Annotated in this window: 22 protein-coding genes; 13 read left to right on the top strand and 9 right to left on the bottom strand. The window is 34.5% G+C overall.

The features are described 5' to 3' along the window. Positions 1-129 precede the first annotated feature (129 nt). Both ASE21_RS11955 and ASE21_RS11950 read left to right on the top strand, forming a co-directional pair. Positions 130-711 (top strand): TetR family transcriptional regulator, encoded by a 582-nt coding sequence (locus ASE21_RS11955; protein WP_057122895.1) that lies wholly within the window; start codon positions 130-132, stop codon positions 709-711. Between the two features lie 52 nt (positions 712-763). Then, positions 764-1,255 (top strand): acyl-CoA thioesterase, encoded by a 492-nt coding sequence (locus ASE21_RS11950; protein ID WP_057122894.1) that lies wholly within the window; start codon positions 764-766, stop codon positions 1,253-1,255. A gap of 51 nt (positions 1,256-1,306) precedes the next feature. On the opposite strand, the gene ASE21_RS11945 is transcribed toward ASE21_RS11950, so the two are convergent. After that, positions 1,307-3,682 carry an outer membrane beta-barrel family protein gene (locus ASE21_RS11945; protein WP_057122893.1) on the bottom strand — a complete coding sequence of 792 codons (2,376 nt, stop codon included), beginning with the start codon at positions 3,680-3,682 and terminating at the stop codon, positions 1,307-1,309. A gap of 124 nt (positions 3,683-3,806) precedes the next feature. Between ASE21_RS11945 and ASE21_RS11940 the strand changes: the two genes are divergently transcribed. The 3 genes from ASE21_RS11940 to ASE21_RS11930 all read left to right on the top strand — a co-directional run bounded on the left by ASE21_RS11940 (position 3,807) and on the right by ASE21_RS11930 (position 6,723). Further along, positions 3,807-5,453 carry a histidine kinase gene (locus ASE21_RS11940; RefSeq protein ID WP_242410265.1) on the top strand — a complete coding sequence of 549 codons (1,647 nt, stop codon included), beginning with the start codon at positions 3,807-3,809 and terminating at the stop codon, positions 5,451-5,453. Further along, positions 5,450-6,145 (top strand): LytR/AlgR family response regulator transcription factor, encoded by a 696-nt coding sequence (locus ASE21_RS11935; RefSeq protein ID WP_057122891.1) that lies wholly within the window; start codon positions 5,450-5,452, stop codon positions 6,143-6,145. The genes ASE21_RS11940 and ASE21_RS11935 overlap by 4 nt, the downstream gene beginning before the upstream one ends. 101 nt (positions 6,146-6,246) lie before the next feature. Next, positions 6,247-6,723: a hypothetical protein gene (locus ASE21_RS11930; RefSeq protein WP_057122890.1), complete on the top strand. Its 477-nt coding sequence runs from the start codon at positions 6,247-6,249 to the stop codon at positions 6,721-6,723. 76 nt (positions 6,724-6,799) lie between these two features. On the opposite strand, the gene ASE21_RS11925 is transcribed toward ASE21_RS11930, so the two are convergent. After that, positions 6,800-7,402, bottom strand: coding sequence for a murein L,D-transpeptidase catalytic domain-containing protein (locus ASE21_RS11925; protein WP_057123187.1), 603 nt, complete (start codon positions 7,400-7,402; stop codon positions 6,800-6,802). A 730-nt stretch (positions 7,403-8,132) separates the two neighbouring features. Between ASE21_RS11925 and ASE21_RS11920 the strand changes: the two genes are divergently transcribed. From ASE21_RS11920 to ASE21_RS11905, 4 genes are all read left to right on the top strand, one after another. Beyond that, positions 8,133-10,274, top strand: a complete 2,142-nt coding sequence (locus tag ASE21_RS11920) for a catalase (RefSeq protein WP_057122889.1) — start codon at positions 8,133-8,135, stop codon at positions 10,272-10,274. 18 nt (positions 10,275-10,292) lie between these two features. Next, positions 10,293-10,862, top strand: a complete 570-nt coding sequence (locus ASE21_RS11915; protein WP_057122888.1) for a ferritin-like domain-containing protein — start codon at positions 10,293-10,295, stop codon at positions 10,860-10,862. Positions 10,863-11,052: 190 nt separating this feature from the next. Next, on the top strand, positions 11,053-12,633 hold the full coding sequence (locus ASE21_RS11910; RefSeq protein ID WP_057122887.1) for an FAD-dependent oxidoreductase: 1,581 nt from the start codon (positions 11,053-11,055) through the stop codon (positions 12,631-12,633). An 85-nt stretch (positions 12,634-12,718) separates the two neighbouring features. Continuing rightward, on the top strand, positions 12,719-13,939 hold the full coding sequence (locus tag ASE21_RS11905) for a DUF763 domain-containing protein (RefSeq protein WP_057122886.1): 1,221 nt from the start codon (positions 12,719-12,721) through the stop codon (positions 13,937-13,939). A gap of 57 nt (positions 13,940-13,996) precedes the next feature. Here ASE21_RS11905 and ASE21_RS11900 read toward each other — a convergent pair whose 3' ends face one another. Next, on the bottom strand, positions 13,997-14,239 hold the full coding sequence (locus tag ASE21_RS11900) for a hypothetical protein (protein ID WP_057122885.1): 243 nt from the start codon (positions 14,237-14,239) through the stop codon (positions 13,997-13,999). 325 nt (positions 14,240-14,564) lie between these two features. On the opposite strand from ASE21_RS11900, the gene ASE21_RS11895 reads away from it, so the two are divergent. Beyond that, complete coding sequence (locus tag ASE21_RS11895; protein ID WP_057122884.1) at positions 14,565-14,822, top strand: hypothetical protein; 258 nt, start codon at positions 14,565-14,567, stop codon at positions 14,820-14,822. A gap of 92 nt (positions 14,823-14,914) precedes the next feature. Beyond that, positions 14,915-15,676, top strand: a complete 762-nt coding sequence (locus ASE21_RS11890) for a hypothetical protein (RefSeq protein ID WP_157848777.1) — start codon at positions 14,915-14,917, stop codon at positions 15,674-15,676. Between the two features lie 16 nt (positions 15,677-15,692). Here the strand turns inward: ASE21_RS11890 and ASE21_RS11885 are convergent, their stop codons facing one another. From ASE21_RS11885 to ASE21_RS11875, 3 genes are all read right to left on the bottom strand, one after another. Beyond that, a complete protein-coding gene (locus tag ASE21_RS11885) occupies positions 15,693-16,658 on the bottom strand; it encodes a YheT family hydrolase (protein ID WP_057122882.1) in 966 nt (321 codons plus the stop codon). A gap of 171 nt (positions 16,659-16,829) precedes the next feature. Beyond that, complete coding sequence (locus tag ASE21_RS11880; protein ID WP_057122881.1) at positions 16,830-17,324, bottom strand: hypothetical protein; 495 nt, start codon at positions 17,322-17,324, stop codon at positions 16,830-16,832. Between the two features lie 106 nt (positions 17,325-17,430). Continuing rightward, entirely contained in the window at positions 17,431-18,282 is an 852-nt protein-coding gene (locus ASE21_RS11875; RefSeq protein ID WP_057122880.1) for a helix-turn-helix domain-containing protein, read from the bottom strand. 117 nt (positions 18,283-18,399) lie between these two features. Between ASE21_RS11875 and ASE21_RS11870 the strand changes: the two genes are divergently transcribed. Next, positions 18,400-18,816 carry a VOC family protein gene (locus ASE21_RS11870; RefSeq protein WP_057122879.1) on the top strand — a complete coding sequence of 139 codons (417 nt, stop codon included), beginning with the start codon at positions 18,400-18,402 and terminating at the stop codon, positions 18,814-18,816. 82 nt (positions 18,817-18,898) lie between these two features. Here the strand turns inward: ASE21_RS11870 and ASE21_RS11865 are convergent, their stop codons facing one another. Then, positions 18,899-21,292 (bottom strand): TonB-dependent receptor, encoded by a 2,394-nt coding sequence (locus ASE21_RS11865; RefSeq protein ID WP_057122878.1) that lies wholly within the window; start codon positions 21,290-21,292, stop codon positions 18,899-18,901. Positions 21,293-21,738: 446 nt separating this feature from the next. On the opposite strand from ASE21_RS11865, the gene ASE21_RS11860 reads away from it, so the two are divergent. Continuing rightward, complete coding sequence (locus ASE21_RS11860) at positions 21,739-22,332, top strand: hypothetical protein (protein ID WP_057122877.1); 594 nt, start codon at positions 21,739-21,741, stop codon at positions 22,330-22,332. A 19-nt stretch (positions 22,333-22,351) separates the two neighbouring features. Here the strand turns inward: ASE21_RS11860 and ASE21_RS11855 are convergent, their stop codons facing one another. After that, positions 22,352-22,591 (bottom strand): hypothetical protein, encoded by a 240-nt coding sequence (locus ASE21_RS11855; RefSeq protein ID WP_242410264.1) that lies wholly within the window; start codon positions 22,589-22,591, stop codon positions 22,352-22,354. A 60-nt stretch (positions 22,592-22,651) separates the two neighbouring features. After that, entirely contained in the window at positions 22,652-24,001 is a 1,350-nt protein-coding gene (locus ASE21_RS11850; RefSeq protein WP_057122875.1) for a S41 family peptidase, read from the bottom strand. Positions 24,002-24,010 lie beyond the last annotated feature (9 nt).

Raw genomic sequence — 24,010 nt, 5'->3', positions numbered from 1 at the left:
TTAAATAACATTGTAAATAATGTCCCAATCCTTGATAGCATTGATATTTTAAAAAAAACAAAATTTACATATACCAATCGGTATTTATTGTTATATTTGCTTGGTAATTATTCTTTTAGGTAAAAATATATGAATACATCAGAATTTATATTAGATAAAGTAGCTCCTATTTTTAATAAACAAGGATATGTTGGAACCAGTTTATCTGATATTACAGATGCAACCGGATTAACGAAAGGCGCTATTTACTGTAATTTTTCTAATAAAGAAGATTTAGCGCTAAAATCATTTCAATTTAATGTGAATCTGGCAATTGCACCATTGTTTAAAATGGTTGCTGCCACACAGGGAAGTGTCAATAAATTGTACGCTATAACAAACTACCAGCGTAATTATTATGACCTGGTGAAAGATCTTGGCGGCTGCCCAATGCTTCGTGCCGGAGTTGATACAAAATTTATAAATCCGCTCTTGTTTAAAAACGCACAAAACTTATCTCAAAAATTTACTACCGGTCTTACCAATATTATTGCAGATGGAATTAAAAACAATGAAATTCTTTCCGGCACCGATCCAGAAAAATACGCCAGAGTAATTTTATCTCTTATTGAAGGGAGTTCTCTTTTGGCTTTTACGCATAATGATCAATCTTATATCCTAAACGCTATGGACTTTATAGACAGCACTGTAATTGATCAAATTAAAAAATAAAAAATTTTTAACCTTTCAAATACCGATTGGTATTTGATAAAAATAATTCAAAATGGAAAAAATATTAAAAACCAAAAAGAAAATCAGATTTCAGGACTGCGATCCTTTTAACCATTTAAACAATTCAAAATACCTGGAATATTTCATTAATGCCCGCGAAGATCAGATTGCAGAATATTACGATCTGGATATCTTTGAGTATATGCGAAAAACGGGATTAAGCTGGGTAGTGGCGTCTAACCAGATTAGTTATATAAAACCTGCTTTTACAATGGAGACAGTTGTTATGGAGTCGCAATTGATTCAATTTACAAATAATCTCTTGCTGGTAGAAATGAAAATGTGGAATGAAAATGAAACAGAATTAAAAGCCATTTTATGGATCAAATTTATTCATTATAACATTCAGGCAAAAAAAACAGCAGCGTATTCTGATGATTTAATGAATTTGTTTCAATCAGTTGTTATTCCGGTAGAAGATTCCGTTTTTGAAAATAGATTTTTAAAAGTGATCCAAGATTTGAAAGCCAGAGCAAATGCTTAAATGAATATAACTTTGTCAAAGTTTAAAACTTTGACAAAGTTATTTCTGTTATCAATTCCGATTGGCTTCACTCGCTTGTCTGATTGCTTTTGGATCTGATAAGTTAAAACGGTATACAAAACTCAAACGGTAACGGGCAGCATTGGGAATACTGTTTGATGAAACAATATAATTTTCTCCTGTTGTCGTACTTTTATTCTGGCGCAAATTAAAAGCATTACTTACATCAAACACAATAGTGGCTTTATCTTTTAATAAAATTTTGCTTAAACCAAAATCGAGAGATTGCAGTGCATTGTTTTTTGTTTGTGCGTTTTGCTGCGCTCCGCGAAAGTTATAGCGTCCCTGAAAACTAAATTTTGACGGCAGTTTTATCTGCGTACTCAAACGTCCGGTAAAAGTCTGTCCTTTGTAATCAAGGTTTTCCCCCTGATAACTTCCTTTTTGATTAAACTGGTAAAAATTCATCTCCATATTTAACTGCAGCCATTTTAGCGGATTATATAAAGTGGAAAGTTCTACACCGCTGCGTATTTCATGCTGGATATTTACAGGCATGGTAAAAAATATGTCATTTTCACGATAAGTAAAATCCTGAATATATCCGCTTTCCCACTGATAATAAACAGAAGGATTAAGTGTAAACGTTTTCCATGTTTTAAGAAATCCCAGTTCGAACACATCTGTATAAGAAGGATTAAGATCCGGATTTCCAATATATTGTGAATTTAAATCAGTTAACTCATTAAAGGGGTACAAAGCATATAAAGGCGGACGATGGATACGTTTGCTGTAATTTAACTGCAAAGTTGAGGCATCGAACTTGTAACTTAAATTTACAGTGGGGAAAAGCCTGTTATACTTTTTGTTGTCGTTGTAAGTGTTTTTAATATCTGTAATCGTGATTTTGGTAAACTCCGTTCGAAGTCCGGCCATATAATTAAATCGCCCGGGTTTATTGCTGTATTGCGCATAAGCACTCGTAATTGTTTCAGAATAATCCAAATCATTATCAATACTTTGATAAGTGTCCCAAATGCCGCCTTGCTGTTCTTCTGCTAAAAAATTACTGGAAACTTTACGAATTTCTGTTTTGATTCCAAATTCCAGTACAGACAGCGTATCAATTGGCTGAATAAAATCGCTCTGAACGAGTAAATCTTTACTGCTTCCTATCGAACTTGTTCTGATTGCGGGATAAACCAATGGCGCTGGATCTAATCGCTGTGTCGAAAGATTCCAGTCTTTATCGCTGTTCCACCAATCGTACTGAACATCAATTGTCCATTTTTTTGCAGGTTTTTTAAAAGTTTGGGTGTAATTAAATTCAAATTGATTGTAATTTCTTTTTTCAAGTGATTTTCCTTCTCTTGTCAATGTGCTGTCTTTTAAACCTTCAGCATTGCTGTAATCATAAAATAAGCGGGTTTTGTCATTGTCATGCGTACTATTTTTTAGAAAAGCTGCTGTAATGGTGCGATGTTCATTAATAAAATAATCAGCACCAAGATAAATCAGCTTCCCATCGTCATGGCGGTCTTCATTCTGCACCTGACTTAAATACGATTTTTTGCCATTATTAATAGTGGATTGATTAGTGGTGTATAATCCAACATAATCCGAAGAGCGTATGCTAAAATTAGAAAAAATATTGATTTTGTCCGATTTATAATTGATGCTTGGATTAAGGCGGCTGTCATTTGGCGAACCAGCCACTACCCGCACCTGTCCGCTAAAACCGCTTTTTTTATTTTTCTTCAAAACGATATTTATAATTCCCGCAGAACCGGAAGCATCATAGCGCGATGAGGGATTTGTTATCACTTCTATTCTTTCAATCTGGTCAGCAGCGATTTGATCCAGCGCATTATTTTGGGTTAAACCCGACTGACGCCCATTAATTAATACCAGCACACTACTGTTTCCACGAAGACTAATACCTCCTGTCGGACTTACAGATACAGACGGGACACCATTTAAAACATCATGTGCAGAACCATTCTGCGACAGCACATCTTTGCCAACTTCAAATACTTTTTTATCCAGTTTTAGGCTGACATTGGCTTTTTGTCCCTTAATTTCAACGGCATTCAATTGTACAGCATCAGAAGATAAGCCAATAGTTCCTAACTCCGTTTTTAGTTTGTCTGCAGTAATTTCTAATGGCTGTGTATGATTTTGATATCCGATAAAACTAAAAGAAATCGTCATTTGGCCAATCGGCAGCCCTTCAAAATTAAAAACACCATGATCGTCTGTAACAACAACCTGTAAGGGTTTTAAGGCATTATCTTTTACCGTTACGGTTACGTATGCCAAGGGTTCTTTAGTTGTAATATCCTGCACTTTACCGGAAACACTGGTTTGCTGTGTCCAGCCAAAAAGAGGGAAAAATAAAATTAAAATTCTGGTTATTAAGGTTTTCATGTCAAATGGTTTTATAGTACAAGATTAGCTGATAAAACAAAAGACAGTCTTATAAAACATGCAAACGGCTCTGCGAGCTTTTGAAATGCACTTCTCAATTCGATATTTATTTTATCTTTATCTTATGTATAAACCGACCTTTCTACTCGCTTTTTTATTGCTATTGCTTACGTCTTGTAAGCAATATACAGAATATGTAAAATCTGATGTGACGTATTATACAGCAGATGAACATCCGCGGCCAATTCTGAGCAGGGAAGCTTATTCTAAATTCGAAGTTCAGATGGAAATCAAGATTCTCAAACGTGAAAGTGCTGCTGATCGGTTAGGTTTACAAGTCAATGCGTTTGGTGCTTTTGATGTGTATTGGGATGGTGTTTTGGTGGGAAGAAACGGCAGAATGGCAAAACCCGGCCAGCCAGAAGTACCGGGAACTGAAATGACTTATTACCAGATTCCGGAAAGACTGGCTAATATTGGAAATCACATTGTTACAGTTACAGGGACACAAGCTTATGAGCGGGAAGCCCAGCGAGGCATCGACATTAAATTAGAAAGTTATTTAAGACTGCATCGCGCACCGCTTATTGTGATGTCGTTTATGAATTTAATGGCGGGCGCTTTTCTAATAGCCGCTATTTATTATTTTTTTCTGTACATAAACAGTACCCGTAAAGAAATAACGGTTTTACTTTTTGGAATCATCTGCCTGCTTTTTTTCTGCCTGCTTATTGTAGAATACGTGAAATTTTATGTCTTTATTCCCTATCCTGAATTTTATACCCGACTGCAGATCGTTGGAGCGCTAACCTTTATTATCTCTATACTGGTGCCGTGGTATTTTATGCTTCAGTTTGATTTTAAAAGAAAGCGTCTTTTTTTATTTATTTTGATTGCCATTCTCCTGAGCATCTATATTTTCCATTTTGGACATTATGATAAAACAGCAATTTATTTTAGTCATGCAATGTGTTTTCTTTCGCTTTATATTGCTGTAAACGCAGCATTAAGAAAAATTAAAGGCGGGTTAATCGTTGTTTTTGCCTTGGCAGTAAGTATTGTTGTCAATAAATATATGTTTTATGATTTTGGGTTATTTATCGCTTTTACGAGTATCGTACTCTCCATGCTTTATCTGCACACTATTCGGGCAAAAGCTATGGAAGAAGCGCATAATGCTTCTTTACTTCTTTCGTCCAGACTGCAGTTAGAGCTTGTGAAGAAAAATATTCAGCCGCATTTTCTTCGCAATACGTTAACCTCGTTAATCGACTGGGTCGAAGAATCTCCTCAGCAGGGTGTAATATTTATTCGTGCGCTGGCAGACGAATTTGACATCATGAATTCTATCGCCGAAGAGAAACTTATTCCCATAAGGGATGAAATTGAATTATGTTTAAGACATCTTGAAGTAATGTCTTTCCGCAAAGAAATTTGCTATAACTGGAAGGAAAAAGATATTGATGAAAATGACGAAATTCCACCGGCCATAATCCATACTATCGTAGAAAACGGAATCACACACAGTCTGCCGCCAAAACAAGGCTGTATTAACTTCTTTTTGAGTTCTACGACAAATAAGCAGTACAAACAATATTCGCTCTTAACAGAGGCCAAAAACAGAAGAAAACAGAAAGCTGCCAGCAGCGGAACAGGTTTTAAATACATTAAAGCCAGATTAAATGAAAGTTACGGAAACAATTGGGAATTTGAATCTTATGCCGTGGAAGAAGGCTGGCTTACCACAATTAAAATTTTTAATAAAAAATGAAAATTCTCATTATTGAAGACGAGGCCCGAATTGCCAGACGAATAGAACGAATGACACGGGATTTTTTTGATAAAAATGTCCGGATTTTACTTTCTGATTCTGTTGAAAATGGTTTAAATATAATAGAGGAAAATTCTATTGATTTAATGCTGCTCGACCTGAATTTGAATGGTGAAGACGGATTTGATGTTTTGCAGAGTGTTGTAGCCAGATCTTTTCAAACCATTATTATTTCTGCATATACTGATAAAGCTATTACGGCTTTTAATTATGGTGTATTAGATTTTGTTCCAAAGCCTTTCGATCAAAACCGGCTCTGGCAGGCTTTTACACGTTTTACATCACCAGAAAAACAATCAGGCGGAGAACTCCAGTTTTTAGCCGTAAAAAAAGCAAAAGCGGTAAAGCTTATAAAGATCAATGAGATAAGATACATAAAAGGCGCAGGAATTTATACTGAACTGCATTTGTCAGAGGGTCGAATAGAACTTCATGACAAATCGTTGGAATCATTAGAAAAACTTCTTCCTCCTACATTTCAGAGAATTCATAAATCGTACATTTTATGCTGGAATGAAGCTGAAAAACTCACGGTTGAAGCTGGTGGAAAATACAATATCCTGCTTAAAAATGGTGATTTACTGCCTGTTGGACGTTCTAAATATAAAGAAATGAAGAATAAATTGATTTAGAAAAGAAGAAAACAAGGTATAACTTATAAAACTCAAACACTATTATGTAACAAGCTTATTTTCTTAATAAATTAATTTTGAATGTTTTTAAAATATTTTTTATGAAAAATCTATCTATAATTATATTATCCGTTTTCTTTTTCTCATGCCAGCAAAAAGAAAACAAAAGTCTTCCCGTTCCAATGTCAGATTCAATTACAACAAAGGAAATAAAAACAGAGGAAGTTAAAGAAGTAAACAAACAAACCGGCGACACTATTGTGATGGATGTTAAGAATGAAATTGGGCTTTTTATTGCTAAGGGAATAATAGATTCTATTCATCCGAGAGTGTATGTTAAATTCAAAAATGAAAATCCGGGCGAATTAAAAGGGAAAATTATTACTCCAACAGGCGGAGGAAACATTCGTTTCAATCAAATTATTTTTCCTGATAAATCTTCAGACGGACCTTTTGGAGCAGACTTAACTTTAAATCTCAGACAAAAAGGAAATAACATTTTGGTTATTGGACATTCTCAAATGGCTGACAATCCTTATTATGGCAAATTTGAGGTACAGCTTGAAAATAAAAAATAATATTTCAGGATATTCTAAAATAAAAAAGAGCTTATTAGTTAATAAGCTCTTTTTTATATTTTTTTCATCGATAATATTAATAATACATATAAAGCATGATTTTTGAATCGGAGCTGTCTATGATTTTTTCAAGTCTTTTAAAGAATACTTCACTAACCATTGGACAACCGTGACTGTTAATGATGTAATATTCTTTTTCTTCATCCGGAACTTCTTTATAACGGTGCAGGACAATAGCTCTTTTCATTGCATTGTTATTTGTCTGATCTAAACCGTTTAATCTGAAAGCTTTTCCAAAAACACCATTGTAAGATTTCTCAATACAGTAGCGTCCTAGTGAAGAACAGTTAGAATTTGGCTGATTGCTGAATTGCAATATATCGCCTTTTATTCCTGTTTCTGATCCTGATCCGTGTGCCACAAGGCCCTGATCGATTATTCTTTGATTTTCAAGATCATAAACAAAGAAACGATTTTTCCCTGATTTAATTTTCATATCTAACAGGAAAGCTACTTTTTTGCTGTAACCGTGGTTTGCAGCAGTAAAAGATTTAATCTCGTTGACGTGGTCGTTAAGACGAACTAATTCAACTTCAGAAAGTAGGTCTTTCTTATCCGTTACATTGTAGGTAGTAAAGGAACTTAGAGAAAGAAGCAATGCTATAAAAAATATTCTCATAAACAGCCAGTAAAATTTAGTTAACAGCAGATTGGGGTTGCTTGCCAAAAATCAAACTTATTCGATATCAATTTTTAACCTTGCAAAATTATGTACAAATTTTACATAATTCCCATGTTTCATGTGTTAAATATATTATAAATATTTGAATTAAAGAACATTAGTGGCATTTTTTTCTTTGTAATATTTTTTTAAATCTTCCAAACTCCCAGTAATTGCTTGATTTTTAGAAAAATATTTTTTTTTAATTAAAAGTTAAATATTACTGCTTTTAATAAAATTTTATTTCAAAAACATAAAAAAACCTGCGGCATCAGCTGCCGCAGGTCAAACATTAAATAATCAAACAGGATGATACAGTGTATCATCTTTATCGTAATATCATTTTGATTCTATATTCCCTCATCTTCTAGTCTAACATTCAAACCAATATATTTAAAAAGCTGTGTATGTAATTGTTACCGCAATATTTATAAAATAAAAGTAACAGCACTTTCAATCAAATACTTATAAAATTATAATCTCTTATTACATTATTATCCTAAAATTAAAATAGTATTTTAAATATCAGCGACTTAGACTTTATAATTGTATAATATCGTCAGGAAATTCTGTAACTGTGTCCCCTATACTAAGCTTAAATTTGGATGTCTGAAAATTAATTCAGCTTATTAGTGCTGAGTTAACACTTTATTTCAGATTTATTTTTAACCAATAAACATTACCTCATATGAAAAATTTGCAGGATGAAAAGCAGAGAGATCTGCTGATCAATAAATCAGACGGCACCAATAAGTTTCTGACTACCGATCAGGGTGTCAGAATAAATGATGACAACAACTCATTAAAAGCTGGTGAACGCGGCCCCTCTTTATTAGAAGATTTTATTTTGAGGGAAAAAATTACCCATTTTGACCATGAAAGAATTCCGGAAAGAATTGTACATGCAAGAGGCTCCGGCGCACATGGATTTTTTGAAGTAACTAATCCAATCCCGGAATTAACAAAAGCAGGTTTCCTGCAGGAAAAAGGTCTTAAAACTCCTGTTTTTACAAGATTTTCGACAGTGGCAGGCTTCCGCGGATCTACTGATCTGGCCCGTGATGTTCGTGGTTTTGCTGTTAAATTTTACACTCAGGAAGGAATTTATGATTTGGTAGGAAATAATATTCCGGTATTTTTTATCCAGGATGCCTCTAAATTCCCTGATCTTGTTCATGCTGTAAAACCAGAACCACACAATGAAATTCCGCAGGCTGCCTCTGCGCATGATACTTTTTGGGATTTTATATCACTAATGCCGGAATCTATGCACATGATTATGTGGGCAATGTCTGATCGTGCTATTCCGAGAAGTTACAGAATGATGGAAGGTTTTGGCGTACATACATTCAGATTAGTTAATGAAGCAGGCGAATCAACTTTTGTGAAGTTTCACTGGAAACCTAAATTAGGAACTCACGCCGTTGCCTGGGACGAAGCCCAAAAAATTTCAGGTAAAAATCCGGACTTTCACAGACAGGATCTTTGGGAAGCTATTGAAGCCGGTAATTTCCCGGAATGGGAATTAGGGGTACAGATTATTCCAACTGAAGATGAAAACAAATATGAATTTGATCTTCTTGATTCAACTAAAATTGTTCCGGAAGAATTAGTTCCTGTCAAAATTATAGGAAGAATGGTTTTGAATAGAAATCCTGATAACTTTTTTGCAGAAACAGAACAAATCGCTTTTCATCCCGGACATGTTGTTCCAGGAATTGACTTTTCAAATGATCCTTTACTACAGGGACGTTTATTTTCTTATACAGATACACAACTTTCAAGACTGGGAAGTCCAAACTTTCATGAAATTCCTATCAACCGCAGCGTAGCGCCTGTACATAACAATCAGCGCGACGGACATATGCGTCAGGAAATCAATATGGGACGTGTAAGTTATCATCCTAATTCTCTTGGAGGCGGATGTCCTTATCAGGCAAAAATTGCCGAAGGCGGATTCTATAGTTTTAACGAACGTATAGACGCTCATAAAATAAGAGAACGAAGCGAAAGTTTTAACGATCACTTTGGTCAGGCAAAACTATTTTTTAACAGCCAGACTCCTGTAGAAAAAAGCCATATTGTAAAAGCACTTCGTTTTGAACTTGGAAAAGTAGAGACTACTGCTATTCGAGTAAGAATGCTCGGGCTTTTATCTCAAGTGGACAGGGAACTTGCCGAAAAAGTAGCTATTGGACTTGGGGCAACGGTACCGCCAATTTTAGAAACTCCTATAAATCATGGCGTTTCTCCAGAAAATGAAAATGGTAAACACGAACCAAGAACGGTAGAACAATCTGTTCAGTCGTCTGATGCATTGAGCATGCTTAAAAACCCAACAAACTCACCAACAATCGCATCCCGAAAGGTTGCAATACTTTGTTCTGACGGAGTTTCTGAAGCTGCGGTATCTAACATGAAAAAAGCTTTATTGAAAGAAGATGCTAAAGGCTGTATTATAGCGCCGCATTTAGGTGCTGTTATTTCTGATACCGATGCAGAAATTCATGTAGATTTTAGTTTCCTTACTGCTTCATCTGTATTATTTGATGCTGTTTATATTCCGGACGGACTTGGATTAAGCGTTCTTGCAGAAAGTGACGAAGTAAATGAATTTTTAAATGATGCTTACAAACACTGCAAAGTAATAGGTGCCGACGGAAAAGCCGGTGCTGTATTAAGTGCTGCACCTTTTGCCTCTAAGATCACAAATGAAGATCAGGGACTTATTATAACTGAAGAAGCTGCAAGCGATAAATTTGTTAGTGACTTTATCTCTGCAATGGAAAAACACAGATTTTGGGATCGTGAACCAAACTTATACAATTAAATCAAAAAAAATAGAATTATGAAAAATTCAGAAAAACCAAGCAATACAAAAACTTCAGATAAAAGCACCAAACAGCCAATTGTACAGCCTGCAAGTGGTGCAGCATCAGAATTAAAAGAATTATTTATTGATAGTCTGAAAGATATTTACTGGGCAGAAAATGCATTAGTAAATGCTTTGCCAAAAATGCAGGCCAATGCTACAGACGGAAGTCTGGCTTCTGCAATTAAAGAACATCATGCTATTACACAAAATCAGGTAACAAGGCTTGAAAAAGTTTTTGAACTATTGGGTGAAAAAGCTGAAGGAAAAAAATGCGAAGCAATGGCCGGATTACTAAAAGAAGGAGACAGCATTCTTGAAGAAACAGAACCGGGAGCAGTTCGTGACGCTGGTATTATTGCAGCCTCTCAAAAAATAGAACATTATGAAATTGCAACTTACGGAACCCTGGCAGCTTTTGCTAAAACACTTGGAGAAAATGATGCTGCAAAATTATTAACACAAACACTTGCAGAAGAAAAAGAAGCAGATTGTCTTTTAAATGATGTAGCACTAAATGCTATTAATATTGTAGCTGCAGAATAATTAAAGACTTAAAAACTCTTTTATATTTCACATAAAAAACCTTAAAGCATAATTCATGCTTTAAGGTTTTTGTTTTTAAAATAACGTAAACTGGCAATCATATAAATTTCTCCGGATTATTTGTAATGCAGTAAAATATTAGATTTTTAATTTTAAGAATCTAATTTTCAATAATCTAAAAAAAGCAAATATGAAAAATGCAGATGAAAAATTAAATGATGGAAGTATTACTTCAGGAGAAAATGTTTCATTCTGGATCGATTCGGCTCCAATTACCGGGTTTGAAAAGCCGGACAGAGATATTCAGACTGAAGTATTGATTATTGGCGGCGGAATAGCCGGACTAACAACAGCTTATAACCTTTTAAAAGAAGGAAAAAAAGTGGTATTAGTTGAAGATGGCTTTATAGGCAGCGGAGAAACCGGCCGTACGACCGCACATCTTACCAGTGCATTAGACGACCGCTATTATTTTCTGGAAGATACCTTTGGCAAAGACGGCGCAAAACTTGCGGCAGAAAGCCATACTGCAGCTATTGCCGAAATTGAGAAAAATGTAAACGACTTAAATATTGACTGCTCTTTTAAGAGAGTAAATGGTTATCTTTTCCTGCATCCGAGCGATAAAGAAAAAAATCTGCAAAAAGAATTTGAAGCTACTCAAAACGCAGGACTCAACACAGGAATTTTAAAAAGCACTCCTGCCATGGCAAATGGTGAAGAAACGCCTTGTCTGGCATTTTATAATCAGGCACAATTTCATATATTGAATTATCTTAGCGGACTTGCGCAGGGAGTTGTATCATTAGGCGGCCAGATTTATACCGAAGCGCATGCAGAAAAAATTTCAAAAAAAGGTGCTGTAGTAAACGGTTTTGATTTTACAGCAGATAGTATTGTAGTGGCAACAAATTCTCCTGTTAATGACGTTGTAACCATGCACACTAAACAAGCTGCTTACAGAACTTATGTTGTTGCCGGAAAAATTCCAAAAGGCAGTCTTCCTTATGCTTTGTGGTGGGATACTGGAGATGCCGATTCTAAATGGGTTTCTGAGCCTTATCATTATGTAAGAGTCGAAAATTTCGATGAGAATTACGACCTTTTAATTTCGGGGGGTGAAGATCATAAAACAGGTCAGGCAGATGAAGAAGGAGTCTCTGAATTTACACGATATGAAAAACTCGAACAATGGACACGCAGTCATTTTCCGGTTTTTGAAGAAGCATCATACAAATGGTCGGGTCAGGTTATGGAACCTGTAGACTCACTTGGTTTTATGGGTAAAAATCCCGGAGATGATAATATTTATATCATTACCGGAGATTCAGGAAATGGTATGACACATGCAACTATAGGCGCCAGAATAATTTCTGATGCGATTACCGGAAATAAAAATAAATGGGAAGATCTCTACAGCCCATCGAGAATTACTCTTAAAACAGGTTTTGATTTTGCAAAAGAAGCAGTTAATATGGCTGCTCAGTATTTAGACTGGATATCGACTTCTGATTTAAAAAATACAGCTGATCTTGGTGCAGGCGAAGGCGGAATCATATCTTCAAATCTTAAAAAAATTGCGGTATACCGTGATTATGATAATACGCTCAAAGCCTTTTCTGCAGTTTGCCCTCATCTTGGCTGCATTGTTCAGTGGAATAATGATGAAAAATCTTTTGACTGTCCCTGCCACGGTTCAAGATTTGCAACAGATGGCACAGTAATTAACGGTCCGGCCGATGCAGATTTGAGCCCTTTACAAATTAAATAAATATAAAAAAGTGCTAATTAATAGTCTGTTATACAAATAATTATTAACAGCATTTTTTAGTATTTTTGCATTAAATAAACTCTGTATGAAACGTTCCGGCACTGCTGATCTTCCACTGCATTATGGGCAGGTTCCGTTATGGCTTTCAGAACGAATGTCGAAACTGGGCTTTGCAATTGTAGAAACTATTGCCATGGAATTTTCTACTTCTGAGGTAATCAGTAAACTTAGCAACCCTTTTTGGTTTCAGAGTTTTGGTGCCGTTATGGGAATGGACTGGCATTCATCCGGAATAACTACTTCGGTGTTGGGAGCTTTAAAAAAATCCGTTAATCCACATTCAAAAGAACTGGGAATTTACATTTGCGGAGGCAAAGGAAAACATTCGATGTTAACGCCTCAGGAGCTTTTAATGGTTGGAGAAAAAACAGGTCTTGACGGCAGCGGTCTTGCCAATTGCAGCAGACTTACCGCCAAGGTAGACAATACAGCCATTCAGGACGGATTTCAGCTTTATCAGCATAATTTTATTGTTGATAATAAAGGACAGTGGGCGGTAATTCAGCAGGGAATGAATCCAGATTCTAAAACTGCGAGACGTTACCATTGGCATTCACAAGATTTGAAATCTTTTATTAATGAACCCCACACTTTTATTTATGGTGAAAATCAAGGAACTATTTTAAATCTTACCGCTCAGGCTGCTTTAAAATCAAGAGAAGGTATTTTAGAATTGACCAGAGAATCTCCTGCAAAAATTATAAAGGAAATGCAATATCTCTCTATGCCTTCACATCATGATGTGAGAATAGAAGATGTGAACATGAAAAGACTGGGCGCGATGTTATGGGCAACGCACGAAAATAAACCCGAAGATTTTGAAGAACTCCTGCTTTTAAAAGGAATGGGACCAAGAGCTTTACAGTCACTGGCACTCGTCAGCGAAGTAATCTACGGCACTCCTACCCGATTTGAAGATCCGGCACGTTTTTCTTTTGCGCACGGAGGAAAAGACGGACATCCGTTTCCTGTTCCCGTAAAAATTTATGACGAAACCATTGATACGCTTCAAAAAGCAATTAATCGTGCTAAAATTGGAAATAGTGATAAAATTGAAGCGATAAAAAAATTATCTGAAATCTCCAGAAAAGCTGAAGAAAACTTTACGCCCAATTCTAACTTCGATGCACTGATTAAGAAAGAAAGGGACGAATCGTATAAATATGGCGGAAGGACAATTTTTGGTCATGCAAAACCTCCTAAAAATAAACCTTCAAACCCAAATAACCAGCTTGAGTTATTTTAAATTTCCAAAGAAAATATTTTAGAAAACTTCCAAAAGAAACATTTGGAAGTTTTTTTTTTAACTGCTGTTTCTTACGATATAAAATAGTATTTCCTCTTCCAGCTCTTTTGCCATATTTTCAGAATTCAATTGTTCTCGTATTTTTTTCTCAATTTTTTCCTTACAAACTTTCACATTTACAACGTTTTTGCAGTAATCATCGCAAATCATCCTGAAACGATCGTCAAGCAAATACATTTTTCTCATCGCTTCAAAATATTCTGCAAATTTTACATTGTATAGCTCGTCAGGTAAAGACATAATTTCAATTTTTTATAAAAATGAATTAATAGCTGAAACTAATATTCCGATTTTTTAATACTGATTTCATCTAATGGTATATAAAGTTATGAAGATCTGAGACTAGCCTGCCGTATAATTTGGTTGCATATTATAACCTGAAACAAGAAAAGATTATACAAAACCTAAACAAAGTCTGTAATAATTATATTTAATTCCCATAAATGAAAATTTGACAAGTACCTGAGAAAATTATATAAAACTTTACAATACTGAAAACTGTACTTTTAAGAATATCTATTAAAAACAAAGATTCATTCTTTTACAATTAATAAACTCAACTATTATGAAGTCTCAAAATTACCTTTACATATCCGATGAAACTTCAGGTGATATGACATCTTACGAAGAACAGTTATTATTAAATTATGACGAATATCTTGAAACCAATTTTGCAAACAAACTGGCAAGCTCAAATCACTACAACTTAAAGCTTGGAGAACTGGAAGATTTTCTTGAAGATGATTTCGATTCAGAATACGATGAAAATGACTGGGAAGAAGAAGAAAACAATGAAGAGGAAACCGGGACTTTTTTAATGTAATTAATTCATTTTTAAACATTTCTGTATATAAAAATAAATCATTAATATTGAGAGAGGTTAAAAACGTATTTCTCAATTAAATGAATACAGATATGTTAGAACACACCTGGATAATCGCTTTATCACTTTTTGTGGTAATGCTTATTTCAACTTATTTCGGAAAACGAACAGGTGATTATATTCGGAAAAAAACAACTGTCGAAGAAAAATTACCCGAAACTTCATCACTAATTGCTTTGCTTTTTTTCTTACTCGCTTTTACATTTGGCATGAGCGGCGATCGCTATGATTCCAGAAGAAAGGTTGTTATAGATGAGGCAAACAGTATTGGTACCGCAATATTAAGAAGCGATTTATATCCGGATTCAACCAGAGCTTTATTTCGAAAGGATTTTAAAGATTATGTAGAAGAAAGAATAACCTATTATGAAGTTGGTGCAGATGAAAAAGGCGTTTTAAAAGCTGACAGTTTATCGCAGATTATTTCGGCTAAATTGTGGAAACGTGCAGCCGCACTTTCTAAAGATCCTGTTCATCTGGCTGCGATACAGCAAATGATTCCGGCATTAAATGATATGATTGATGTGACCACTACACGTCTGGCAGGCGAAAAAGCAAAAGTACCCCAAAGCATTTTAGTCATGCTGTTTTTTTTGGCTATGATTATTGCATTTTACGGCGGTTATTCTGAAGGCAGAAAAGGCAAAATTGACTGGCTAGTGCAAATTGGTTTTTGTCTTTTAGTATCTTTAGTTATTCTTTTTACTTTAGATCTGGATCGTCCAAGAACAGGTTTTGTCAATTTAGATACGCCTAATCAGACTATAATTAATTTGAGAAAAAATTTCGAATAAACTTTATTTAACCAAATCAGGCATTTGCATACGACTTGAAAAAGCTATACGCTCGTTTCTCTGCATAAGAATGAATGGAATCCCGAAGCGGAAAAGCACAGTGTCCGCCATACTTAGGCGTTTCAAGGTAAACATATGCGCTGTCTTGTGCTATATCTTTCGGGTAACATCTTTCGCCTAAAAAAGGATCATCAAGAGAATTAATAATCAAAACCGGAGTTGTAATATTTTTAAGTGAAAATTCAGGCGAAACGCGCTGGTAATAATCATCACGACTTGCAAAACCATGCAATGGCGCTGTAAAATACTGATCTACTTCATCAAAAGAAGAAATTTTATCAATCTGGTCACGGTTTATAAAATCAGGAAACTGTATGGCCTTATGTTTAAGTTTTCGTTTAATATCAATTGTAAAATTCTTTAAATAAACCCGGTTAAAACCCTGTTTGAGTATTGCTGCACTTGTCGCAATATGTGTAGGCACAGAGATCGTAACGGCAGCTTTTATGCGCTTATCAATTTTTGTCCATCCAAAATAATTTAACAGCTGAACACCGCCCATCGAATAGCCAATTAAATAAACCTCTTCGAAACCTTTTTTTAATACAAACTGAACCACTTCATCCAGATCATCAACAGCACCATGGTGATAAAGTCTTGGAAGCCGGTTCATTTCTCCTCCGCAGGTCCTATTGTTCCATGCAAAAACTGAAAAACCCTTTTCCTGAAAATAGGCAGCGCAGCTGTTGACATAGGTTCTGCGTGAATCTCCTTCTAAACCGTGGCATAAAATAACAGCCTTTTTAGGATCGTTTATAATAAAGTCAATATTAATAAAGTCTCCGTCATTTAATTCATGCTTTTCCCTGGTATATTCCGGCGCATCAAATTTTTTAAACAAAGCAGCATAAATAGTCGAAATGTGCCTGTTGCGATGAATAATAGAAGGAAAATGATATTCTGATTGTTCAATTATGGGCATAATAAAAGATTTTTATGGTGCGTAGTACAAATCTAATAAATCAATCAATATCTTACATAAAACTCTCTTTTTTTATTTATTTATCTTACATAATGAACTTAAACATCTGTTTTTTAATCTCATAAAATAAAAATCAGGTTTCGAACCATTTTTCAGAAACCTGATTTTTATTTAAGCTGCGACGGCTTTACTACTTTTCTTTTGTTTAATAAACTGATAGACCGAACCTGCAATAAACAGTAAAAGCAAAACAAGAAGTGTATTCCCGATAACAGGATCTTTTATGTCTTTTGCCAGCGGATGCCCAAGCGGAACGCGCGTAAAAGTTTCATTTACAGTAGGAACAAGAGACAGAAAAAAGCTAAAAGAAAGCCAAAAGTTTTCAAAATAACGCGCCCTGCTGCTGTTTTTTCTTTTTGCATTTAGAAAATAAGCTCCCAATACCAAAAGAATAATAAAGATTGAAAAAGCATGTCCCGGATTAAATCCGCCATGTTTTGAAATACCCAGTGAAGTTACCGAGGTTACAATTGTTCCGTAAAAATATATTTTACCGGATACAGTATTCAAATTGATTTTGCCATATTTGATAAAATCTCTTAAAGCCGCAATAATTGCCGCGACACCTATTACAGTGTGAAAAATTCCTAAAGCTGATAATCCCATTTCTTTTAATTTTAATTGGTTTGAAAATTACTTTGCAAACTTATATTTTATCAAAAGGAATGGTTTTGTCAATTCGTTCAATTATTTGTCAATTTAGTTCATCTGTTTACTGCTGGTTTTTTTCGCGATAAAGTGTTGGACTAACATTGTATTTACTGGTAAAACTTTTGGTGAAATTTGCCAGATCATTAAAACCACAGTCAAATGCGATTTCAGTAATTCTCTGATTAGAAAGCACCAGTAATTCGGCAGCTTTTTCGAGTTTTTTATTTTTAATATAATTGGCAGGCGTATCGTGATATATTTTTGCAAATTCACGTTTGAAGGATGAAACACTCAAATTGTTCTGCTGCGCCAGCTCTTCGATAGTGAACTGCGAAAACAAATTTGCTTCGATTATCTGCCTGAAAGTGTAAGCTGCCGGCGAAAAAAGCTGCGACAATATCAGCTGAACCGATTCTGAATTTTGTGTCTGCGAAAGCAAAAGTATAATCTCTTTTACCTTGATTATTAATATATCATCGTTTATCAGTGATGGGTTTTCAAAATAAAACAATAATCCTTCAATGTATTTTTGAATTAAAAAATCGTTGTTTATTTTTTGACTCGATATATTTGAGATGGCGTTTTTAGGTTTCTGCAGCAGTAATGGAAGTTCCCTGTCGTATATTTTCTTTAATATTTCGGGATAGAAAGTAACAATGACAATTTCGCAATTTGTTTTTGAGGCAGAATTGTAAATCTGTTTTCCGGAATTGATGCAATTTAGCAATAACGAATAATGGGTTGGAATATCCACCTGCTGGTCTTCTATTTGATACTGCATCTCCCCTTTTTTCATATATAAAAAACAAGCCTGTTCTGTAACCGGAAAATCAAATTGAAACGGCGGCGTTAATTCAATTTTCTGAATTAAAGTTTTACCATACAAATCATGTTTTTTATAATCGTTTACCATAATTTTTATTTGCTTATTACATTAAAATTGAAGTAAAATAACAAAAACTCAATAGCTCCTGACAAACTGTTGTCACAACCCCGATTATTTTTGCTCTGTAACTTAAAAAATAAAGATATGAATTTAGTATCAATTCGCATTATTACTGAGCGTTTAGAAGAATTAGTAAAATTTTATGAGCAGATTACCGGATTCTCTGCCATACGATATACGCCGGACTTTGCAGAACTTAAAACACCAACTACAACATTAGCTATTGGAAGCACTAAAACATTACAGTTTTTTGGCGGCGATGAAGTTGCAAAACCAGCTCAAAACAGCAGTGTGATTATAGAATTCAGAGTTGATGATGTCGAAAATGATTACACAAGACTGGCTGATTATCTTGAAAACAAGATTGTTCAACTCCCTGCAATAATGCCGTGGGGTAATAAATCATTTTTATTTCGCGATCCGGATGGTAATCTTGTCAATTTCTTTACGCCTGTAACAAAAGAAGCAATGACAAAATTTAATGGTCAGAATCAGAATTAAATTTTACAGCATTGTATCTGCAAAAAAAGGCCCGAACTAATGTCCGGGCCTTTTTAATATCTCATTTATTTCTAAAACTTACTTAGAATTTATACGTTACGCTTCCCATAAATGTACGTGGAGCCTGAACGTTGATTGTTGTATAACCATTGAAATATAATTCGTCTGTAAGGTTATTTGCTTTTAAAGATATTCTGTATTTAGGCTGATCGTAGTATAATGCAGCGTTTACCACAGAATAAGATGGAAGTGCAAAAGTTTCAGTTCCGCTATCGTAAATGTTTGTTGCATCTCCGTAGTTACCTCCAAAACCTAAACCTAATCCTTTCAGTTTTGTTGCCTGAAGGTTATAACTAAACCAGTAATTAATTAAATTTTCAGGTCCAGCAGTTACGGGTCTTAAATTATTTAACTCAGAATCATTTTTTGCATAACCAACAAGTAAGTTGAATCCGGGAATTGGGTTAGCAGTTAGCTCTAATTCAAAACCTTTACTGTATTGAGTTCCGTTTTGTACGTTAGCATTTGGGAAATTCGGATCAGCAGTTACGATATCTTTTACTTTGATGTTATAATAACTAACTGTAGCACTTAATTTGTTCTGGAATGCATTTGCTTTAAAACCTACCTCAAACTGGTTTGCTCTTTCCGGATCGAATTGTTTCAATTCAAGATTTCCACCAACATTTGCACTTGCAAATCCTACGTTTTTAAAACTATTCTGGTAATTACCAAACACAGATAACTGATCTTTTAAGATTTGAAAAACAGCACCAAATTTTGGAGAGAATGCATTTTGAGAAAAAGTCCCTGCCTCTGTATTTGCAGCCGGGTCAAATGATCCTTGATTTTCAAAATGATCAAAACGTACTCCTGCCGAAAGAATTAATCTTTCTGTAATATTAATTGCATCTGCAACATACGCACTGTAAGTAGATATAGAGCTGTTACTAGTATACGGAACATAATTTGCACCATCACCAACAAGTCTGTTTCTTACATTGGTTGGATTAAAATCATAATAATTGGCTGCTGTTCCCGTATAATTTATCACATCATATGCAGCATAGCCCGGTAAATTTTTGAAAACTAAGTTATTTGAACCATAATAGATATCACCACCAACTAAAAAGCGGTTTCTCATAGATCCGATGTGGAAATCACCATTAAAGTTTTGCTGGAATTCAATAGCATTGTCTCTTCCGTTTGCATCCCAGGCATTTCTTGAAATCTGCTGGTTTGGCAAAAGGTAAAACCATGTTTGCAAACCACTTGCTTTATTAGAACTGCTGCTAAATACAGACTGTGAAGTCCATTCGTCAGAGATTTGATATAAAGCCTGTGCAAATACGTTTAATGTTTTAGTATTCATAATGAATTCATCTCCCATAAATGATCTTTTGAAGTTGAAATCAAGATCTTTAGCATTGCTTACTCCTAAATCAGCAATAGAGACGCCATAAGGAAGGTAAATTAAAGGCATTCCTGAATTGTCCTGATTTCCTACCTCAGCATCAATAGAAATAGTCAATTTATCATTTACTTTATAAGAGAAAGACGGTGCTATAAAATAACTTTTTGAGTAACCAAAATCCTGAAAAGTATTTGCATTTCCAAAAGCAGCATTCAATCTGAATAATGCTGTATTGTCGTCATTAACCGGAGTATTAATATCTGCCGTTAAACGGTTAAAACCATAACTCCCGTTTTGGTATGAGATTTCACCGCCAAAAGTTTCATAAGGTTTTTTAGTCACACGGTTGATTAATCCACCGTATGAAGAAACTACGTTTCCAAAAAGTGTGGCAGAAGGCCCTTTTATAACTTCAATTCTTTCCAGGTTAACAGCATCAGTATTACTGTTTACTTTTCCGGCAAGACCGTTTCTTACCAAACTCTGTGTAGTAAATCCACGTAATGAATACCATGAAGATCCGTCACCTGCACGGTTGGTTGCTGCCCATAACTGGTATAAACCCGGAACGTTTTTCAAAGCTTCATCCTGATTTGTTACCAATTGGTCTTTAATTAATTCTTTAGTCACCACGTTATATACCTGAGAATTTTCAAGATTTTTAACCTGCATTCTGGATACATACTGGCTTTCTGTTTTAGTATATTTATTTGCATTTCCTTTTACAAATACTTCCGTCAGCGCTTCAGATGTTGTGATCAGGGTAAAGTTTTCAACAAGATTATTTCCCGAAGCAATAGTCAGATATTTTTCTTTTGGTGAAAATCCTACTACTGAAACCCTTAAGGTGTAGCTGCCCGGCTTAATGTTTTTGATCTCATAGTTTCCCTGAGCATCTGTAACAGTTCCAATCTTTGTTCCTTTAAGTGCCACAGAGATATTGTCAGCTGCTTCATCATTAGAAAGCGTAACTGTTCCTCTTATAGTCCCTGTCTGTGCAAATGATACTGCAGAAGTTAGCAGCATAACGCTCAATAGCGAAAGAAGTATTTTTAATTTCATGGTTATTTAGAATTATTTTTAATAACGCAAATTTATATGTTGTGTTAAAATAAACCAAATTATTTGTATTTATTCCAAATAATAATAACATAAATAGATTTTACTGTTTTTTTGTCAATTTTTTATATGCAAAAAAGAATAATTCATTTTTTTTAACATAATAAAGCAGTTTATGCTTATATAAAAAAGTTAGGGAAGTATATTTGGTTAAGTATAAAACAATATTTTATGTAGAAATTGCTGCTGCATAAAGCATACTCAAATGAAGACAGCTTAATTTATTTCATATGAAAGCGAAGTAATACGCTGTTTTTAAAATTTCTGCTATAATTTAAAAGTTGCAATTTTAAATTATAATGTTCTGTGTATTAATTTTTTATTAACTTTAGCATCCCCATCTTTAAAATAGCAGCTGCTGCACAATCTGACCACCTAAATTAAAAAATATGAAATGGTTCGTCACTTTACAAACAAAAATTAAGGGCCGGTTTTTTAAATCTAACCTTAAAGAAGTTAATTTAGAGAAAGGGAAACAGCTCTACTTAACAAGCCGTTTTAAGGAGGCTATCCTGCATCTGGACAATGCCGCCAATTCTGAATTTGATTCGACAGTTTATGAATTAAGGGCAAGTTGTTTTCAAAAACTGGATTATCATTATAAAGCAATTGAAGATTTTGATAAGGTAATTGAATTTAATCCTTTGGAGTTTTCTTATTACTACAGCAGAGCCGTTTCTAAAAAAGCTGTTTTTGATTTTACCGGACAAATTGAGGACCTTCACAATTGTATCCATTATTACAAAAAAAATAAAAATATAGAAATTGGTCTGCTAAAAACTGTTGAAACAGATTTAATAACAGCAGGAAACCATATCGAAAAACTGAAAAAAAATATTGGTTCCTTTCAAAATGCTTCTTATCTGGAAATAAAAGCTTTACTGAACGACTGCCTGCAGCAGATTAAGAAAATAAAACCTCAGACTAATAAACTCAGAACGGCTGTCAGACAGATAAAAACCAAAGTAAGTACATCAAACTGATATTTTGTTTGTCAAAATATTATGATTTCTTTTCGACCTCAGCTTTTATTTTACGCAAGTTTTTATGAATAATACTTCGGGTTGATTTTTTCTTCATTTCATATTCTCTTGTGCATCTTTGCAATTCGCTGAGTAAAACTTTAAAACAGTTGTATAAAACATCAAGTTCTTCCATGTTTCGGCAAATCTTCGCATCTTCTTCTGATGCTGCTTTTAGTGCGGCAGCTTCATATTTATATTTTTCAAATATTTGTATCAATTTACGATGTTCTATGTTGTCTATTCCCTGCATATGAAACGGTCAAAGTATTTAATAATTTTATGGTTTAACCTGCAAAAGCGGATCAATATCACTGCTCACTGCGGCTGATGGCAATATTCTCAATGACGCTGCCTTTGTTTTATTTGTATTTCCGGATATGTTATTTAATGCTTTGCTTAATAAAATTTCAGAACTGTTACCCAAATTAAATATTTCGGGCTGCTGCAATTCGTTTATATTTATTTCCGGCTCTATTCCTTTAGAATAATTTCCTTCATGTCTGGCATTAAATAATTTATAAATTGCAGGATATAATATCCAGCCTCTTTTTGACGGAATGCGGTCATCTTCTATGGGAAATCCTGCTACATCTTTACCAAATGTTTTTTCGCCAATCGTAATCACTTCCATATAAGGCTTTAAATTGTTGATAATAAGTTCTGAGGCCGATGCGGTGCGCTTTCCGCATAAAATATAAACTTTATTAATGGATGGATGAGCAGTTCGCAAAACTTCAAAATTTACTGCAGATTCATTACTTTTTAATGCTTCTGAAAAAGACTGTTCAACATTTCCTCCATTCGCATTTCCTTCAAATTTTATAAAAATATCAGCTGCTTTAATATTCGGAGCCAGAATTATACTTAAAGCTGCTGCAGACGATACATCTCCTCCTCCATTGTATCTTAAATCTAAAACGAGCTGGGTTATGGATTCAGCTTTTAATTCCCGAAAAACCTGCAAATATTCCTGTGCCTGCCCAACATCAAAATGCGGGATTTCAACATATCCTATTTTAGTGTTTTTCTCTTCAATTACCTTATATACAATGGGCTGCGAAAAAGTAAATCCTTGTGATACAGAAATTGTTTTTGGATCTGAAAAACCTGTTTGAGTATATAAAATCACATTTAAATCCAGCTGATTTGCTGCAATCATTTTATTATATAAAGCATCAAAATTTTCAGATTTCAATTTCTGGCCATTCACCTGAGTTATAAATTGTCCTCTCTGCAGGCCGCTTCTTTTTGCGGGAGAATCTTCCAGCACATATAAAATTACACCATAATACTGGCCTTCAAATTCAATAAAAGACATATCAAATCCAAATTTTCGCCGGAGACTTTGCGGGGCAGTTTCAGGCAGTTCGGGATGCAGTGCGAACGAATAAATATCATCAGACTTTAATAATGTGCTGAAATATTCTTTTGGATTCAAGGATAAACTGCCCTGATTATTTATGGAGTTATTCCACAAATAATACCTTTTCATCTGCTGGTACATCCAATCGTTTACATACTCATTTGAATTTTCATCATATAGTACCGGCTCCTCATTCTCACATGAGATAAGCAATAACGCAAAAAATAAAAATGAGAACAGCCTGGCCTGTAAATGATATTTCATTATACTCTT

Source organism: Flavobacterium sp. Root901, from assembly GCF_001429765.1.
Taxonomy (GTDB): Bacteria; Bacteroidota; Bacteroidia; order Flavobacteriales; family Flavobacteriaceae; genus Flavobacterium.
This window is presented reverse-complemented; position numbering and strand designations above follow the sequence as displayed.

Coding starts and splice junctions, on each gene's coding strand:
- ASE21_RS11955 (WP_057122895.1), top strand. CDS start 130: ATGAATACATCAGAATTTATATTAGATAAAGTAGCTCCTATTTTTAAT.
- ASE21_RS11950 (WP_057122894.1), top strand. CDS start 764: ATGGAAAAAATATTAAAAACCAAAAAGAAAATCAGATTTCAGGACTGC.
- ASE21_RS11945 (WP_057122893.1), bottom strand. CDS start 3,682: ATGAAAACCTTAATAACCAGAATTTTAATTTTATTTTTCCCTCTTTTT.
- ASE21_RS11940 (WP_242410265.1), top strand. CDS start 3,807: ATGTATAAACCGACCTTTCTACTCGCTTTTTTATTGCTATTGCTTACG.
- ASE21_RS11935 (WP_057122891.1), top strand. CDS start 5,450: ATGAAAATTCTCATTATTGAAGACGAGGCCCGAATTGCCAGACGAATA.
- ASE21_RS11930 (WP_057122890.1), top strand. CDS start 6,247: ATGAAAAATCTATCTATAATTATATTATCCGTTTTCTTTTTCTCATGC.
- ASE21_RS11925 (WP_057123187.1), bottom strand. CDS start 7,402: ATGAGAATATTTTTTATAGCATTGCTTCTTTCTCTAAGTTCCTTTACT.
- ASE21_RS11920 (WP_057122889.1), top strand. CDS start 8,133: ATGAAAAATTTGCAGGATGAAAAGCAGAGAGATCTGCTGATCAATAAA.
- ASE21_RS11915 (WP_057122888.1), top strand. CDS start 10,293: ATGAAAAATTCAGAAAAACCAAGCAATACAAAAACTTCAGATAAAAGC.
- ASE21_RS11910 (WP_057122887.1), top strand. CDS start 11,053: ATGAAAAATGCAGATGAAAAATTAAATGATGGAAGTATTACTTCAGGA.
- ASE21_RS11905 (WP_057122886.1), top strand. CDS start 12,719: ATGAAACGTTCCGGCACTGCTGATCTTCCACTGCATTATGGGCAGGTT.
- ASE21_RS11900 (WP_057122885.1), bottom strand. CDS start 14,239: ATGTCTTTACCTGACGAGCTATACAATGTAAAATTTGCAGAATATTTT.
- ASE21_RS11895 (WP_057122884.1), top strand. CDS start 14,565: ATGAAGTCTCAAAATTACCTTTACATATCCGATGAAACTTCAGGTGAT.
- ASE21_RS11890 (WP_157848777.1), top strand. CDS start 14,915: ATGTTAGAACACACCTGGATAATCGCTTTATCACTTTTTGTGGTAATG.
- ASE21_RS11885 (WP_057122882.1), bottom strand. CDS start 16,658: ATGCCCATAATTGAACAATCAGAATATCATTTTCCTTCTATTATTCAT.
- ASE21_RS11880 (WP_057122881.1), bottom strand. CDS start 17,324: ATGGGATTATCAGCTTTAGGAATTTTTCACACTGTAATAGGTGTCGCG.
- ASE21_RS11875 (WP_057122880.1), bottom strand. CDS start 18,282: ATGGTAAACGATTATAAAAAACATGATTTGTATGGTAAAACTTTAATT.
- ASE21_RS11870 (WP_057122879.1), top strand. CDS start 18,400: ATGAATTTAGTATCAATTCGCATTATTACTGAGCGTTTAGAAGAATTA.
- ASE21_RS11865 (WP_057122878.1), bottom strand. CDS start 21,292: ATGAAATTAAAAATACTTCTTTCGCTATTGAGCGTTATGCTGCTAACT.
- ASE21_RS11860 (WP_057122877.1), top strand. CDS start 21,739: ATGAAATGGTTCGTCACTTTACAAACAAAAATTAAGGGCCGGTTTTTT.
- ASE21_RS11850 (WP_057122875.1), bottom strand. CDS start 24,001: ATGAAATATCATTTACAGGCCAGGCTGTTCTCATTTTTATTTTTTGCG.